Origin of the sequence: Achromobacter sp. ACM05 (assembly GCF_019218915.1) — a bacterium.
GTDB lineage: Bacteria > Pseudomonadota > Gammaproteobacteria > Burkholderiales > Burkholderiaceae_B > Achromobacter > Achromobacter animicus.
Window position 1 is genome coordinate 968,783 of the sequence record NZ_JAHUWQ010000002.1, and the last position, 15,350, is coordinate 984,132.

Consider the following 15,350-nt stretch of genomic DNA (forward strand, 5'->3'; position numbering starts at 1 on the left):
CCGTGGCTGGCCCCGCCAGGCTGAGAGCGCCAGGAATTTCGGTACGTCCGTCGGTGACCATTTTATGTTCAAACTCCACTGAAAAGGCGAGGAGAAACGGTTGGGCTGCAGGCAGAAAACGCGCGAAGCAGGAGGCCAGGGCTACAGAGAAAGCCGCTGAATCTACCGCCCGATACCCTTTCAATACATAGACAAGCTTCGAAAGCCAGTCGGCTTCGGCGCAATATCGGATTGTTCGGCGTCGAATTTGAAGGCTAGACCTGGGCCAGCGTATCGCGCAGCAGCTCGACCACCGCATGGCTTTCCGCCAGGGCAGCCGCATTCAGCCCGGCGCTGCGCAACTGCTCCTCCAATGCTTCCAGGCGCTCCGTGATTGCGGTCATTTGCATGACGCTCAATGCGCCACGCATCCGGTGCAGCGTGCGGCTCAAAAGGCGTTGGTCGTTCGTTTCGAGGGCCCGGACCATCTGTGCGATATCGGCTTCCATCGTATCGACGAACAATGCGCGGTACTTTTCCGGCACGGCCGGCGCGGGCTCGGGTTGGCGCGTTGCGCGCGGCGGGGCCGTGGCGTCGGCAATGTCAGCCGATGGCGCGCGGCTTCCCTGAAGATGCCGTCGCAGTGTGGAAAGGCTGATGGGCTTGACCAGCCAGGAGGTCATGCCCGCCGCCAGACAGCGCTCTTCTTCTTCGCGCATGGCGTTGGCGGTGACGCCAATGACGGGAACGATGGCGCCCTGGGCCCGCAATGCCTTCACGAGTTCATAGCCATTCATGCGGGGCATGTTCACGTCGGTCAGGACCACGTCGTAACGCGTAAGCCCCCACAACATCAGCGCTTCCGCGCCGTCGGACGCCAGGGTGACCTCGCAGCCGAGTTGTTCGAGTTGATGCTGCAGCGTCGCCTGATTGATCGGATTGTCCTCGGCGACGAGGATCGACAGGCCAAGCGGGGCTAAAGCGCTGATGTCGGATTCGGGGTCCACGGTGTGTTCTCCGCGAACCGCGGCCAGGATGCCGGCGGCAATGTGTTCGATGCTGGCAATGACCCGGACGGTGCGCGCGGTAGGTGGCTTGGCGCTTGCGCTGGCCAGCACATGGTGGCCGGCCCAGTCGTGCAGGTTGCCGCTGCCCGGATTCAGGACATCCACAAGGATGTCGTCTGGCGTGCCCGCGGGCAGGGGAGCGGGCGCGGGAACTGCCTTGGCGCCCCAGCGTTTCAGCCACTGGCTGATGTTTTCGGACAGTTCGTGATGCGGGCTTCGGACGTATACGGTCAGGCAGCTCAAGTCTGGGGGGCTGAATGGCTGGCCGGCTGCCACTTGTAGCGGCAAATCCAATGAGAAGCTGCTGCCCAGCCCGAGTTCGCTGGTAACACTGATGCTGGTGCCCATCAGGCCGGCCAGGCGCGCGCAGATGGATAATCCGATGCCAGCGCCGCGCACGGTATGCGAGCCGCTGTCGATCTGATAGAACGGCACAAAAAGCTGCGCCTGTCCTTCCTTGGGGATGCCGATCCCCGTGTCGACCACCTGCAGCCTAAGATGCGTCCGGTCGGCCAGCACTTGCGCCACTGTCAGCCGGACGATCACATGCCCGGAGTCGCTGAACTTGATGGCGTTGCTGAGCAGGTTGCTGAGGATCTGGTGGATACGCACGGGGTCGCCCGTCATCCATTCGGGCACGGCGACATCCACGCAGCAAAAGAGCAGCAGCCCCTTCTGTTCGGCCATCGCCGCGTAGGCGTTGGTGCATTCTTCGACCAGTTCGCGGGGGTTGAACTCCGAAAACTCCAGCGCGAGTTGCCCGGCTTCGATCTTGGTGATGTCGAGAACGTCGCTGATGAGCTGCAGCAGGATCGCCGACGAGCTTTGCATGCGCTCCAGGTGCTGGCGCTGTTCGGCGTCGAGGGTGGTGAGGCTCATGAGTTGCAGCGTGCCCAGCACCCCGTAGAGAGGAGTTCGGATCTCGTGGCTCATCGTGGCCAGGAAGGTCGATTTTGCTTCGTTGGCCCTGTCTGCCTCGCGCTTGGCCTCCGTCAGGGCCTGCTCGACGACCGCGCGGGCGCTGATGTCCGAGAAGGCGCACAACACCACGTCCTGGTGGTTGTAGCGGGTAGGAGCATAGGCCACGTACAACGGACGTCCATCCGTGGCCTGAAAACTGGCGATCGTACCCGGACCGGCTGCGCCGAGCACCTGCCTCAGGAACAGGTTGGTTTGCGGCGAGTTGTCCAGTTCCCGGCCAGCCTCCGCGCCCAGCCATTGAAGCGCCAGGCTGTTGCCGAATACGACTTCGCCACCGGGTCGCGCCAATACGCACAGCGCCACGGGTGCGGTCTCGATCAATGTCCGGCTGAATTCTTCCTTTTCGACGATGTCGCGTTGCGCATTCGAGGCCGGGGCGATGACGTGGCGGCTGTACCATCGCGAAGACATGATGCCGGTCCCAAGGCTGAGCAGAATCAGCAGACCCGCGATGGCGGGCAGCCAAAGGTTGTCCTGGAAGAAGGCGCCATAACTGACGCGATAAGTGCCAGTCCAAACTCCCGACGGGTCCGTGATGCGCAGCACGATCCCTTCTGCCGTGTATTCCAGGCCGTCCTTGGTTCCGGTCGGTCCGGGCGGTTCTCCGAGCAGCAGCCCCTCGCTGCGGTGCGTCAGCCAGAACCCGCCGTGCAGCGGCTTGCGCAGGGTCTTTTCGAAGATGTTGATCCGCTGATGATTGAATTGCGTGGCCGCGTAGACGGCAGACGTTCCATCCCGTGCCGTGGACCAGACAGATTGCGGCATGTCGGCGTACAGCAGGCCCAGCATGCTGCCGGAAAGCGCTTCCAACCTGAACCAATGGACGCGTCCGGATCTGGGAGGGTCGCGATGCCCGGGAAGGTCTTGATCAATAAGGCGTTGGCGGACCGTCTGCAGGCGGCGCAACTCCGTTCTGATGGCGTCGGTGACTGTCAGGAAAGCGGCGGGACTCAGGCGCTCATACCCCGACACGGCGCCGACGGCGGGCACGCTCATGCTGATGCTGTCCGACTGGTTGACCAGGAAGATCGTGGAGGCGGGATAGTAGGACGCCGCCCAGTAACTTGAATAGAAGTCCGCCACGAACTCGCCCAGGTTCGCAAGGCGGCGGCCTGCGGTGGGGCAGTCAGAGGCCTGCTCGCACGCCAGCGAGAAAGCCATTTCCGCGTGGGAATGTTGACCTTCAAAGAGCTGCATGCCGAAACGCTCTGGCACGTCGGTCGCCTGTAGGGTGATTTCTGTCGAGAGGTTTTCGGTGGGCAGCGAGGGGCTGTGGGCGCGGAGCTTTCCCAGGAATTGCTCCTGGGCCTGGATGTAGCCGACCAGAATGGAGAAGTCGAGCTTCAGACGATCGCTCTCTTGCTCGACGATGCGGTTCAGTCCCCAATAAAGCGCACCGACCAGGACCAGGGCAAAGGGCAAGATGCCGAAGAGGGCGAAATTCAGCCAGCGAGAGGTACGGGTGATCCGGGCAAACGGGGTATCGGGCTTTCGCATGGCCGGTTCTCACCGATACTCAGGATTTGCCGCCTGCCGCTCGCTGGCGAGCATCTGGCTGAAGCGGTCGGAGGTGACGGCGGGGGATATGAAATACCCCTGGACGCAGTCGCAGCCGATGCGGCGGAGGAACGCGAGATCGTGGGCGGTTTCCACGCCTTCGGCGGTGACCTGCAAGCCCAATTGCCGCCCGAGCCGTACCGAAGACACCAGCGCCGCCGACCGGCTTTCGTCGTGTGCCGCGCCACTGACAAAGGCGCGGTCGATTTTCAGTTCGGTGAACGGCGTCGAAATCAGGCTGTACATGGAGCTGTATCCTCGGCCAAAGTCGTCCTGTGCCAACCCGAAACCCTTCAACCGCAATCGGCTGGCCCCCATATAGTATTGGCCTTGTATGGTCGGTGTCTCGTCCTCGAGTAGTTCGAAGGTGATTTCGGACGCCGCCACGCGCTTGGCCGCCACGATTTCCTCGAGGTCGTCGGGCAGATCCGGGTCGTCCAGGCACTGGGTGGGCAAATTGACGGAGACGGGCACCCGAAAGCCCATCTGGCGCCAGTGCATGTGCGCGTTCAGCGCGGCTTCCAGGATATGTCGCAGCAGAGCCTTGTCCAGCCCGTGCGCCCGCACCGCGGTGAGAAATGCGTCTGGCGGCAGGCAGCCGAATGCCGGGTGCAGCCACCGCGCCAGCGCCTCAGCGCCGACGATCCGCCCGGTGGCAAGCGATTGTTTGGGCTGGAACCATGCTTGCAGGTGCCCGCGATGCAGCGCGTTATCGATCGCGGCACGGTCCAATACGGGGCCCGTCGTGCGGCGCACGAGTTGCGGTTCCGTGGGTTCCGTTGATTCAGGCGGATTGCGGCTGAGCAGGCCGGCCAATTGGGCGGCGTGGTGCGGGGTAAACGGCTTGGAGAACGAGCCCAGCACGGCAAGTCCCTTTTCCTTGGCCATCATGGCGACGCTGTTGATGATGCCTTTGAGGCAGGCCGACACAATAGCCAGTGAGGGAGGTTGTTCCTGCCGGGACAGCCGGTCGATGAATTGCACGCCATCCATGCCGGCCATGTTCAGGTCGATCAGCACGAGGTGATACGGCTGCCGCGCGGTCTTGGCCAGGGCGGTCTCGGCGCAAGACGCCACATCCGCCCGGCCAAATCCGGCCGAAGCGAGCTGGTCGGCCAGGTGAACGCATTGAAATGGATGATCGTCCACGATCAGCACCCTGTACTCCGACAGCTTTCTCGTCATGCGGCTTCCTTGAACGGCATCAACGCCTGGCACAACGCGGCAATCGGCAGCGGTTTGAGCAGCACGGTGTTCATGCCGGCTTCCGAGCTGCGCCGCAGGTCTTCGGTGAAGGCGCTGGCGGTGATTCCCACGATCGGGCGGGTGTAGCCCTGGCTTCTGAGCGCGCGGGTGAGGGCGTAGCCGTCCAGCTCTGGCATGTGCAGGTCGGTCAGGATGGCGTGGAACTCGGGGAGTTCGGGCAGTGCCAACGCGACGTTGCCGTCTGCCGCCACGACCACCGTGCATCCCAGGTGTTCAAGCTGTTCGCGCAGGATTTGACGACTGACCGGATTGTCCTCGACCACCAGCAGGTGCATGTCGAGCGCCTCTCGCGACGGCTCCAGCGCGGGAAGCGTCTTGGTGGCGACGCTGTCCTGCGCCAGCCGGACCGCCGCGACGATACTGGCGAGGCTATGGCTGTCGGCCGTCCAGGTGTTGCGAGCCGGCCGCGGCTGCACGCCCGGGGGTTGCGCAAAAACCCGAGCGCCACTCCAGACGGCTGGCGTCAAATCGCGTGACCACGTTTCCACAAGGACGCTGCCCTCGCGCCGGCCATGGAGAGTGGCCTTATATGGCATTGCCACGGCGCCGCAGTGACGCAACCACTGGCACAGATTCGCGACCACCTCGTTGTTGGCGCCTCGCACGAAGACCGGCCTGGAATCCAGCCGCACACCCAGGTCCGTGCGCACGCCGCCGACGCGCGGCAGGGTCAGGATGAGCGACATGCTGGTGCCCAGGCCGGGTTCGCTGACGGCGCTGAGCGTTCCGTTCATCATCTCGGACAGGCGCCGGCATATGGCAAGCCCGAGGCCGGTGCCAGGGACATTCTGGTTATCACCGGATTCAGCACGGAAGTAGGGTTCGAAAAGCCGCGCGTGGTGCTTTGCCGAGATGCCCATGCCGGTGTCCGCCACCTGGAATTTCAGTGTGGCGAATTGCGCGTCCTGGCTGAGCACCTGCAGGCGCAGCACCACCTGGCCGGAACTGGTGTATTTGATGGCGTTGTTGACGAGGTTGTTGAGGATTTGGCGGACGCGGGTCGAGTCGCCCAGAACTTGCGCCGGCGCGGCCACGTCGGCCAGTGCGTACAGGTGCAGTCCCTTGGCGTCGGCGCGCGCCGCATAGGTGCCAATGACGCTGTCCAGCAACTGGACCGGCGAGAACTCCGAGGTTTCGAGCTTCAGGTAGCCGGCCTCGATGCGCGACAGGTCCAGCGTGTCGTTGATGGAGCTGAGCAGGGTTGCCGAGGACTGCTGCATCGTATGAAGGTAGTGCTGCTGCTGGGCGTCCATGGTGGTCAGGCCAAGCAATTCAAGCGTGCCAAGGATGCCGAACAGCGGTGTCCGGATCTCGTGGCTCATGGTGGTCAGGAACACCGTCTTGGCGTGGTTCGCGGCGTCGGCGTGCAACTTGGCCTGGGTGATGGAGTGCTCGACCCGTTTGAATGCAGTGATGTCGTTGATGCCGCAGAGGATGACTTCCTCGGCGCGATAGGTGATGGGCGCGAAGGTCAGGTACAGGCACCGGCCGTCTTCCAGCGGGTATTCGTGTTGGGCGCCATGACCGTCGTCGGCCAGCAGCCGGGCCAATAGTGCGGGGTCTTCCAGCAACCAATCCCTGGCGAGCTCGTTCGACAGCAGCGGCATGCCATCGGCCCGGCGCAAGAGACACAGGCCCACGGGCGCGACTTCGACCAGTCTTCGATTCAGGGACACGCTTTCTGCCAGGGCCTCGTACTGGCGCAGGGCGGGGGCGACGAGTTTCCGGCGGATGTGCCGAATGCCGACGATGACCGCAGCGCACAGCAGAAGCGCGCCGCCCAGCGTGGCCTGGATGGCGTAGGCGGCGTCATCCAGGATCCGGCTGATCGGCATGTAATAGACCAACCGCCAGCCGTCTTCGCCGACGGACTTGCTGAGCACGACGTAGCGGGGTAGCAGGCCGGGTCCCCACAAGCCGAATGAGTCCTCGCGTCCGGCGTAGCGGCTTAGCCCCGCTAGGGTTTGCGCATTGTCCGAGCTATGCAGGACGGGCGCGCCATCCTGATCATGCAGGAGGTAGCTGCCGCCCTGCAGCGAAGACGGGTCGATGGCCGCGTTGATGTCGCCGAGTTCCAGGCCGATCCATCCGGCGCTCGGCGCGGAAGCGTCGACAGGCGTGTACAGATACAGGGGTTTGGCGTCATTCAGTGGTGGCTTGAGCCAGCTGATGGCGTTTTGCCCGCCGTGCGCAGCGTTGGGATTGGCGACGGCGAGCTTGCGCGCGAGCCAGGATTGCGCGGCGTGATCCGGACCGGCGGGTTGGCCGGGGCGGGGCGTGAGATAGGTGGTCTGCCCATTTCGAACGGAACTGAAGAGCAGTTGCGTCTGCGCGAACGCAATGTCGTTGAGATCGCGCGGGGTGAGAATCAACGCCCAGTCGTAGGCGTTGGGACCTTCGTGCAGGGGGAAGACGTTGATCTGCCCTGTGTTGCCAAACTGACGCGGCGTTTCGGAGGCCGGCGCGGAATCGGTGTTGCGGACCAGGCTGGACGCCAGCGAGCGAAGCAGCGACTCCCGCTGATCGAAGAAGATCTGCGCGTTGTACGCGGCCGCGTTCATCTGGCGCCGGTAGGTGGAAACCGTGCTGGTGAAGGACCAGTAGAGCAGAAATGCAGCGGCCGCCGCGATGCAGGCGAGCAATGCGGCGGCGAAGAGATGCAAGAGCAGCGTGGGGGCTCGGGGGACTGGCTGGACGTCTGGCGAGAGGGTATTGGATTCCTTGACAGGCATGCGCCCATCGTAGGTATGGCCCCAAACGGCGGATATAAGAAAATTTTGAAAATGCGCCGATGACGCGGGCAAATGGCAACGCAAATCGTACTTTTACGATTGGTTTGTGAAATTGCGATCCATAAACTCGTCGCCTTATGAACGCTATCAACCAGGCCGAATCCGCCTCACTCGTCAGCGAGCCGTTACGAATCCAACCCGTGCTGGACGCCAAAGGGGTTGTCCGCGAAATGGCGCTGGTCGGCGGTCACAGCCGCCTTACTTCCGCGTTGCTCACCAATGCCGCTTCGGCAGATGCCTTGCGCCGCGCCGGGCGAATCTTCCGCGCGGCGGGCTGCATGGCAACGCTGTCGATGGACCATCCGCTCAACGTCCACTCCGATATTTTGCTTCCGCAGCAGCTGTGCCAGGATCTGCGCATTGGCGCGGTGGCCGGCGACCAACTGCGTGACACGCTGCAAGAAGCGCAGCTCAGCCAGCCCATCTATCCCTGCGCCAAGGTCACGTACAACGTCCCCCTCAGCGACCGCCTGGCGCAGGGCGCCACGCTTTTCCACAGCTACCAGGAACTGCAGCCTGCGTTACGCGTGCGGCTGCTGCCCTCGGCGCAAGTTCCATTCGGCACACTTCGCGCCACGGGCCTGCGGGTGGGCATCCCGGAAGGCATCTGTACCCGCCGCCCGTTGCAAGAGCGCTTCTTCAGCCTGCTGGGGCAAGCGTCACGCCAAGGCCTGAAGGTCTTGGCGCAAGACATCCGCAGGATCGACGACTTCAACTGGCTCCGCGCGCAGCCCGACGTCCTGTTTCAGGGCGAGGCCCTGTCAATCGCCTTGAGCCTTCAGTATGTCCAGGAGTGGCTGGCCAGCGCAGGCCCCAGCTGGCGCGCTTTTCAAATGGGGGCATAGGCCAGGGCCACACCGCGGATCCGATTAAAATCCGCGCATGCTTCCTACTCAAGTCATTTTGGCGCTGCTGGTGCTACAGCTTGCGCTGCTTATTCCCCTGGTCGCCGTGGGCATCCAGCTCATACGCTGGTTACATTGGTGCTTTCTTGCTTCCCCCCAGACTCGGGGCGAGCGCCCTCGGTTCACTGGTCCGGTGCTGGCCCTGATTTTCAGCACGCTGGCGGCCACCGACTTCATCGGCTTTGAACCCTTCCCAACCCTGTCGCAAATGAATCCCGTGCCGGAGGGCGCACGCGCCTACTTCACAGTGGCGATGCTGGCCCTCGCGGTCTGGTGCTGGGCGTATTCCGGCGCGATCCGCAGCCGGATTCGCACGATGCTGGGCATTTTGTAGCCCTTGCGCCCGACGGTAGCAACGTTCGGCCCATCGGCGGGTCAGCGTCCCGGGTAAGTTCCCTGGAATGGTTCGTTGTTGGGCTCGCCAAAATCGGACCGATGATAATTGGCGGGGTCGGAATGGGTTGCGCGCGCGGCGTGCGACCCGTCGGAGCGGTGAGAATCCATGTAACTGCAGCCGCTCAACACGATTGCCAGCAATATGCCGGCGAAAGCCATGTTTTTCATGGCACACCTCCACACTGTTTGCCTGCGCCCCGGACCGGCGAACCCGGCTGGCCGCAGCGGCAAGCCGAGCAAGTAATGTTCCCATTCAGCTTCGCGCGGATTTCGGATACATTCGATTGATCGCGATGGCTGGCAGGGCGGGCGCCGCCAGTCCGCATCCACCGCAACCTGGGGCGAAAGCCCCACCAGGAGCCGCGGGTGATACCACGCCAGTCCGTCGACATAGCCCGGGCTCTGCTTGTGATCGTCATGCTCTTGGCCTTGATGATCGGCAGCCTGTATGTCCTGCGTCCCTTTCTGCCCGGGCTGATCTGGGCCACGACCATCGTGGTCGCCACCTGGCCGGTGTTGCTCTCGATTCAGCGGCACTGCGGCGGGCGGCGCTGGCTGGCCACCGTGGCAATGCTGCTCATACTGCTGTTCGTGATCGTGCTGCCGTTGTATCAGGCGATCTCCACGCTGGCGCTGCACGGCGGCGCCATCATGGCGGCGGTCAAGAGCCTGCCCGACTATGCGCTGCTGGCGCCGCCGGCGTGGATCGGCAGCATTCCGCTGGCCGGACCCCGCATCGCCCAGGAGTGGCAGACGTTGTCGGACGCGGGCGCTGGCGGGCTGCTGGCGCGGATTGAACCGTACCTGACCACCGCCGCGCACTGGCTGCTCGGTCACGCCGCCATCGTCGGCGTGTTCGTGATGCACATGCTGATCACCGTGATCATCGCTGGCATCCTCTACAGCAAAGGCGACATTGCGGCCGATTTTGCGCGGCGCTTTGCCAACCGGCTTGCGGGCCAGCGCGGCGTCGCCGCGATCAGGCTGGCCGCGTCTGCGATCCGCGCGGTGGCGCTAGGCATCGTTGTGACCGCCGTGGTGCAATCGGCGCTGGGCGGCATCGGGCTTTGGATTGCGGGCGTGCCGGCGGCGGGGATTCTGACCGCGCTCATGGTGATGCTGTGCCTGGCGCAGCTCGGCCCGTTTCTGCCCATGCTGGGCGGGGTCGCCTGGCTGTTCCAGAACGATATGAAGCTGGCGGCGGCCGTGCTGCTGGTCTGGGCCATTGTGGTGGGAACGCTGGACAACCTGCTGCGGCCACTGCTGATCAAGCGCGGGGTGAACCTGTCGATGCTGCTGATACTTTCCGGCGTGTTGGGCGGCATGTTCGCCTTCGGCATCGTCGGATTGTTCATTGGTCCGGTGATTCTGGCGGTGACGTCGACGCTGCTCAAGGCGTGGATCGATGAAGTGCCGCCGCCCGCAGACGTCTACCCGGACGAAGCCGCCTTGAACGTGGACCCGCCCGACGGACCGCGGCAGAAAAGGGCGTAACATCCGTCTCAAGGTGCGGGCCATGTGGCCCGCTTTTCGCAATACCCGGCAACACCGATGACAATGCTTTTTCTCCTGGCGCCTGCAGGCGTGCCTGACCTTTTCCTTCACCGTTTCAATCCGTTGCATCAGGAGGGGGGACGATGAGCAACACGATGCGGCCCACCAAGCCCGGCACGCTCACGCTGACCTCCCGTCCCGCCAAGCGCAGCGCGGCAAACCGCAGTGCTCGTCCGGCGAGATCGGACGAGTCTGCTGCGACGAGCAAACCGTTCCAGCGTGCCCCGGCTGGTCAAAGCCGGGGCATCTCCAACGCCGGAAAGACTGAGGCGTTTGAGCGCAGGGCCATCGAATCCAAGGGAACAGCACGTCGAGCCACTGAGGCGAAAAGCGGCGGGCCGAAAGCCACCGAACGCCAAAGCAGCGGACGCGCTGCAAGCGACCGCAAGCCCAGCGACCGCAAGCCCGGTGAACGCAAGCCCGGTGAACGCAAGCCCGGTGAACGCAAGCCCGAAGACCGCAAGCGTGGTGACCGCTATGGCGCTACATCGCAAGCGGGCGGCCCCAAAGCCAGCGCGAAGGGCGCCGCCGCCCGGCCCGTGCGCAATACCCCCGAACGCCGCGATCGCTCCAACCCCTCCGCACAAGCTGCCGCAAGCAACACCGATCGCCTGGCCAAGCGCCTGGCGGCCGAGCTGCCGTGTTCGCGCGGCGATGCCGAGCGCTACATCGAAGGCGGTTGGGTAACCGTCGACGGCAAAGTGCAGGAAGAGGCGGGTTTGCGAGTCGCGCCCTCCCAGGTTGTGAGTCTGATGCCTGGCGCACGGCTCGAAGAAGGCCGTCCGGTCACCGTGCTGGTCCACAAGCCGGCCGGCATGTATGCCGACGACCAGCCCGGCTCGGCGCGCGACCTCATCCTGCCCGAGAACCTGATGCCCGGAGACCGGTCGGGCCAGCGCTACCTGAAACGCATGTTCAATGGGCTCAAGCTGGTGACGCCGCTGGAGCGCGCTGCGAGCGGCCTGGTCGTCTATTCCCAGGAGTACGCCGTGGCCCGCAAGCTGGTGGAGGAGGGCCGGCACGTGGAGCAGGAATATATCGCGCATGTCGAAGGCAAGCTCAGCGAAGCGGACCTGGCCCGCATGCAGCGCGGCATGGCCTATGAAGGCCGCGCCGCCACGCCGATGAAGGTCAGCTGGCAGAACGAGAACCACCTTCGCTTTGCGCTGAAGTCGCCCCCGCCGGGGTTCATTGAAACCTTGTGCGATGCGGCGGGCTTGCGCTTGCTGGCATTGCGGCGTCTGCGGATCGGGCGTTTGCCGATGGCAGGCCTTGCCGCGGGACAATGGCGCTATCGGCTGGACTACGAGCGATTCTGATGGGCGGACCAACCAGCTCCCAGATTGCCGATTCTCTGTTCGCGGCGCATCCGCAGACCACGCCGCGCGTTGATGGCGGCTCCCCGGACGCCGGACGTCGACGGATGTTGTTCAATGCCGGCGCGCTTTGCCTGGCCGGCTTTGGCCTGGCAGGTTGCGCAGGCGGGCGGCAGGGTTCACCAATTGCCACATCCCAGTCTGCCCAGAATGCGGTCGCACGGCGCGATACCGCGCCGCCGCCTTCTCACGCGAAACCGGCGGCCGCACCCGTGCCTGCCCTGCGGCCCGGCGCGAAGGTCGCGATCGTGGCGCCTGCGTCCGCGGCGCCAAACGCCAGCGATCTTGCCGCGGAATGGCTGGAAGACCGGGGCTTCGTGCCGGTGGTCATGCCGGCATCGCGCACGCGGCTCGACGCCCCCTATGAATACCTGGCCGGTACCGACGCCCAGCGTCTGGACGACTTGCACGCCGCGTTTGAGGCGCCGGATATCGGCGCGGTGTGGTGCCTGCAGGGCGGTTTCGGCTCATGGCGGCTATTGGACAAGCTGGATTTCGCGTTGCTTCGCCAACATCCCAAGCCCTTCATCGGCTACAGCGACATCACGGCCCTGCATCTGGCCATGCAGCGCCACGCCGGTTTTGTGACGTTTCACGGGCCGATGCTGGCGCAGGATCTGGTCGCGGGCAAGCGCGAGCCCACTGAATCCCAACTGCTGGCCATGCTGGGCGGGCAGATCGGGCAGGGCGCCTGGATTCAGCCTCCCCCGGATACACGGGCGGTGGAACTGGTTGCGGGCACGGCAAGCGGACGGCTGGTCGGCGGAAACCTGGCGCTCATCGCCGCATTGATCGGCTCCCGGCACGAGATCGATACCCGCGACGCCATTCTGTTTTTTGAAGACGTCAACGAGGCGCTGCCTCGCGTGGACCGGCTATTAAGTCAATTGGCCGCCGCAGGCAAGTTTGACGGCCTGAAGGGCGTGATCGTGGGCAATTTCACCCGCATCATCGGCACGAATCTGGAGGATGCGCAGGCGCAAAGCCTGCTGTATCCGCTGGTGATCGAACAGTTTGCCGCGCGCGGCATCCCGGTCCTGGCCGGCTGGCCCAGCGGACACGGCGAACCCAATCTGACCCTGCCGCTGGGCGCGCGCGTCACGTTGGACACCGGGCGGGCGGCGTTGCGGCTGGATCAGGCCGTGACGCGGTGAGGAATGCGCTGCGGGGCAGGGATTTGCCTCATTAATGGCGTATTAGGTGCGTTTGTGCACTATAAAAGCGACTTTCCTCCGTGGGGAGTTTGACTTATTAATAGTGCATTAATGCGTTTAAAGCACTATTATTGCGTCATGAAAAAGAAGATCGAACCCAGTTTCGAGGCGGCCGAAGCTTTGGCTCGTCTAGGTGCGCGCATCCGCACCGCGCGCTTGCGCCGCAACGAAACAGAAGCGATGCTGGCCAGCCGCATGGGGGTTTCGCGAGCGACCATCAACCGGCTGGAGCGCGGCGATGGGGGCGTCTCCCTGGCGCTGGCATTTGAAGCGTTGCTGCAGTACGGCTTTGGCGACCAGTTGTTCGCGCTGGGTGATCCTGACCTCGATGGCGTCGGCAAGCGGCTGGATGCCATGCGCCGGCCCGCCCGGGGCAGCGGCAAGGCGCAGCATTCGCATCGCGCCGATCCTTCCAGCCTGTAACGCGGCGGTCGCCATCGTGCCAGCCAAAAAGCATAAAACCGTCGAAAGCGAGCTTTTCGTCTACGTGGATATCCGGGGCGAGGCCGTGTTGGCCGGAATCCTGACCCTGGACGACACCGACGAGAACCATTTTTTTGCCGAGTTCACGTATGTGCAGTCCTACGTGAACGATCCGCGCGCGTTTTCGTTGGACCCGCTCAATCTGCCCCTTACCGATTCGACGACCACATTCCGCACCGAAAGCCGCTATCAAACACTGGGCGCCATTTTCGATGCCGCGCCTGATGCCTGGGGCCGCAATGTGATGCGCGTGGACAATGCGGGCGCCCGGGTGACCGAAAACGAAGTCCTGCTCAAGGGCCGCGGCATGGGCGTGGGAGCGCTGTTTTTCAGCGCCCGCCAGTTGACGCCCAACATGCGCAAGACCTATCGGCTGCCCGAAGTCAGCCAGCTCGAATCCCTGGCGGACCTGCTGACCGACATCGACCAGGGCATCAAGCCCAAGGGGCTGTATCGCGACATCCTGGGCAGTTCGTGGGATATCGGCGGCGCGCGTCCCAAAACGATCGTCCGGGATGCAGAAGGCGAGATGTGGATCGCGAAGTTTCCCCGCAAGGGCGAGTCCTACGACCGCCAGCGCGTGGAGTACGCCAACCTGCAGATGGCCCGCGCCATCGGGCTGAACGTGCCCGAGATCCGCCTGGCGCAGACCCATCTTGGCGCGGTGCTGCTGACGCACCGATTCGACCGCGAGCTATTGCCGGTCCAGCAAGGGGCGGATCCAGTCATTGCGCGGCGGCATTTCCTGAGTGGCGCTTCCCTGATCAGCCCGTCCGTACACATTGGCAAGCGCGAGCTGGACGGGCCGCGCGGTAAAGCCACGTATTCCTACGCGCGGCTGGCCGACGTGGCGCGCCGCATCTCGTCGAATCCCGTGCAGGATCTGCTGGAGCTGTATGCGCGGATGGTGCTGAACGTGGCCGTTCACAACACGGACGATCACCTGAAGAACGTCGGCTTCCTGAAGGACGAAGGCGCGCACACCTACCGGATGTCGCCGCTGTTTGATGTGGTGACCCAGGAAGGGTCGGCGCGGCATTACCTGCACATCGGCGCCGAGGGCCGTGACAGCACCTTTGCAAATTGCCTGACCGAGTACCGGCGTTTCGGACTCCGGTCGGAAGCTGCCGCCAGATCGATCATCGACCGCGTCCTGGATGTGGTGCGCGAGCGCCAGCGATTTTACGAAGAAGCCGGGATGTCGCAGGCCGAAATTGCTCACGTCGAAGCGTCGTTGATGGCGTGGCGTCAGCCGTGGAAGTAGGGGGCGATCACCCCTCGTGGATGGCCTGCGGATCAAACGCTTGCCCGCGTTCCACCATGCGCGCGTGAAAATCGCGGCTCAGGGCGGCCAGCGTGACTTTGCCGAGCCGATTCAGAAGCAGCCGCTGGGCCTCTTCAAACGCGTCGTCCAGCGACGCATTCACCGCCTCTTCCACCAGGCATCCCGGCGACTCGCTGCGATTGCCCATCGCAAAGATCTCCGGTGCGCCCAGGGCGTCGTAGATATCAAGCAACGTCACTGCGTTGAAGTCACAGGAAATCGTCCATCCGCCGCCGTGGCCTTTTTCGGAGCGGACCAGACCCTGCTCTCGCAGGCCGGCCATGATGCGGCGGATCACCACGGGGTTGGTCTGCATGACGCGGCCCAGGTCGTCGGAGGTCATGGGACCGGGGTGCTCGGCCATATGCAGCAGAACGTGCAGGACGCCGGAAAGCTTGCTGTCTCTTCTCATGCAACAGATGCTATTGCATGACGCCGGGGACGGTCAACGCGACG

The 15,350-nt window shown here is 64.1% G+C and carries 12 protein-coding genes; 7 read left to right on the forward strand and 5 right to left on the reverse strand.

What is annotated here, in order from left to right:
• Positions 1-254: 254 nt before the first annotated feature.
• Genes KW836_RS15300 through KW836_RS15310 form a run of 3 tightly spaced genes read right to left on the reverse strand, consistent with a single transcriptional unit; the run spans position 255 to position 7,582 of the window.
• Complete coding sequence (locus tag KW836_RS15300; RefSeq protein WP_218343820.1) at positions 255-3,524, reverse strand: hybrid sensor histidine kinase/response regulator; 3,270 nt, start codon at positions 3,522-3,524, stop codon at positions 255-257.
• A 9-nt stretch (positions 3,525-3,533) separates the two neighbouring features.
• The gene (locus KW836_RS15305; RefSeq protein WP_218343822.1) at positions 3,534-4,769 is read right to left on the reverse strand and encodes an EAL domain-containing protein; all 1,236 of its coding nucleotides are present in this window, start codon (positions 4,767-4,769) and stop codon (positions 3,534-3,536) included.
• A complete protein-coding gene (locus tag KW836_RS15310) occupies positions 4,766-7,582 on the reverse strand; it encodes an ATP-binding protein (RefSeq protein ID WP_218343823.1) in 2,817 nt (938 codons plus the stop codon). Before KW836_RS15310 ends, KW836_RS15305 begins: the two co-directional genes overlap by 4 nt.
• A 230-nt stretch (positions 7,583-7,812) precedes the next feature.
• Between KW836_RS15310 and KW836_RS15315 the strand changes: the two genes are divergently transcribed.
• Entirely contained in the window at positions 7,813-8,487 is a 675-nt protein-coding gene (locus KW836_RS15315; RefSeq protein WP_218343825.1) for a hypothetical protein, read from the forward strand.
• A 37-nt stretch (positions 8,488-8,524) separates the two neighbouring features.
• Positions 8,525-8,881 carry a hypothetical protein gene (locus KW836_RS15320; RefSeq protein ID WP_218343827.1) on the forward strand — a complete coding sequence of 119 codons (357 nt, stop codon included), beginning with the start codon at positions 8,525-8,527 and terminating at the stop codon, positions 8,879-8,881.
• A gap of 41 nt (positions 8,882-8,922) precedes the next feature.
• On the opposite strand, the gene KW836_RS15325 is transcribed toward KW836_RS15320, so the two are convergent.
• Positions 8,923-9,111: a hypothetical protein gene (locus KW836_RS15325; RefSeq protein WP_218343828.1), complete on the reverse strand. Its 189-nt coding sequence runs from the start codon at positions 9,109-9,111 to the stop codon at positions 8,923-8,925.
• A gap of 249 nt (positions 9,112-9,360) precedes the next feature.
• Here KW836_RS15325 and ydiK point away from each other — a divergent pair, with 249 nt between their 5' ends.
• From ydiK to KW836_RS15350, 5 genes are all read left to right on the forward strand, one after another.
• Positions 9,361-10,437: an AI-2E family transporter YdiK gene (ydiK, locus tag KW836_RS15330; RefSeq protein ID WP_175121533.1), complete on the forward strand. Its 1,077-nt coding sequence runs from the start codon at positions 9,361-9,363 to the stop codon at positions 10,435-10,437.
• 671 nt (positions 10,438-11,108) lie between these two features.
• Entirely contained in the window at positions 11,109-11,816 is a 708-nt protein-coding gene (locus tag KW836_RS15335; RefSeq protein WP_255595896.1) for an RNA pseudouridine synthase, read from the forward strand.
• A 269-nt stretch (positions 11,817-12,085) separates the two neighbouring features.
• Positions 12,086-13,027: an LD-carboxypeptidase gene (locus KW836_RS15340; protein ID WP_218343829.1), complete on the forward strand. Its 942-nt coding sequence runs from the start codon at positions 12,086-12,088 to the stop codon at positions 13,025-13,027.
• Between the two features lie 138 nt (positions 13,028-13,165).
• Positions 13,166-13,510: a helix-turn-helix transcriptional regulator gene (locus KW836_RS15345; protein ID WP_175136502.1), complete on the forward strand. Its 345-nt coding sequence runs from the start codon at positions 13,166-13,168 to the stop codon at positions 13,508-13,510.
• A 16-nt stretch (positions 13,511-13,526) separates the two neighbouring features.
• Entirely contained in the window at positions 13,527-14,834 is a 1,308-nt protein-coding gene (locus KW836_RS15350; RefSeq protein WP_286896289.1) for a type II toxin-antitoxin system HipA family toxin, read from the forward strand.
• 7 nt (positions 14,835-14,841) lie between these two features.
• Here the strand turns inward: KW836_RS15350 and KW836_RS15355 are convergent, their stop codons facing one another.
• Positions 14,842-15,306: an Rrf2 family transcriptional regulator gene (locus tag KW836_RS15355; protein WP_218343830.1), complete on the reverse strand. Its 465-nt coding sequence runs from the start codon at positions 15,304-15,306 to the stop codon at positions 14,842-14,844.
• Positions 15,307-15,350: the final 44 nt, after the last annotated feature.